2 protein-coding genes are annotated in these 957 nt (G+C 38.8%); both read right to left on the bottom strand.

What is annotated here, in order from left to right; all coding sequences use genetic code 11:
• Window positions 1-138 precede the first annotated feature (138 nt).
• Window positions 139-480, bottom strand: coding sequence for a hypothetical protein (locus tag MO867_RS22240; RefSeq protein ID WP_252473241.1), 342 nt, complete (start codon window positions 478-480; stop codon window positions 139-141).
• Window positions 473-957: hypothetical protein (locus MO867_RS22235; RefSeq protein WP_252473239.1), on the bottom strand; the 485-nt coding region annotated here is incomplete at its 5' end. The genes MO867_RS22240 and MO867_RS22235, both read right to left, overlap by 8 nt.

Below are 957 nucleotides of genomic sequence, written 5' to 3'. Positions count from 1 at the left end.
TGACCGTTCTTTTCCAGGGGATTAACTGATGCACTTCAAAGTTGAATGCAGGTAATTTCCAACAACATAAACCCCAAAACCAACTCTTTAACAGTCGCAACATAAATCATTTGAGACCACAGAAAAGGTAATTGTGCATTAGGGAACAACAATACATGTCTCTTCAGACCCGACAAATCTCCAAGCTATTATTTCCTGTGTCTGACTATCCACTTCAAAGTAAACAGTACAGTCACCTAACCCCTTATATCCAGAAAAATACTCGATTTCTATATTTTTATTTGGCAGATTTCGTGCATTAATTACTCGACTAGGATATCTATTTAAATAGGATGCAGGATCATCAACTTTACGACCGATATTAAACTCCATATGCTTTTTAAAATTCTCATGCGGAGTAGTAAAGCTATGGCAGGCTACAACTAATGCCCCAATAACTGCCACCACACACACTGAAATATAGCTTCTCTGATCAGTCATAAAACCTGCGTCTTCGCTCTCGCTCGTTAAAATAATAGGTAAGGATTTGAGCTTCACACCCTCTTGTGTAATTACCAACAATTTCGGCTATTGATATCATAGCCGCCGGAAGCATAGTTCCATAATTGTTTATAAATCCCTTATCAAGTTTATTTGGATTGCCAGGGTTTAACCAAAAATCATGTAACCCTCCTGTCGCATTCATTCCTGGCAATAGATTTAATACCAAGCTTAAAGGTCCGCCTTGCTTGGCAAAATCCTCAAAAAACTTTCCTGTCAAAAGTTCATTATGGCCTATGACATTCATAGATTGATCTTCTAACTTTTGTCGGCCCGTATTTTCATCAGGTATATATATAGTCTTCTCAGATCGGTTTTCACCAGGTAAGGGACTAGCCTTTCGTCCAACAGCTTGTTCATAATATTCAATACTTCGGACAGTTTTAGGGGGCGAAATAGGTAGGAACCACGGCCAGA

The organism is Microbulbifer okhotskensis (assembly GCF_023895975.1).
In the GTDB taxonomy this organism is placed as follows: Bacteria; Pseudomonadota; Gammaproteobacteria; order Pseudomonadales; family Cellvibrionaceae; genus Microbulbifer; species Microbulbifer okhotskensis.
Note: the sequence above shows the minus strand (reverse complement) of the source record. Positions and strands in the feature narration are given on the sequence as shown.

Excerpts from the sequence above, each read along its gene's own strand:
- MO867_RS22240 (WP_252473241.1), bottom strand. The coding sequence starts at position 480 with ATGACTGATCAGAGAAGCTATATTTCAGTGTGTGTGGTGGCAGTTATT.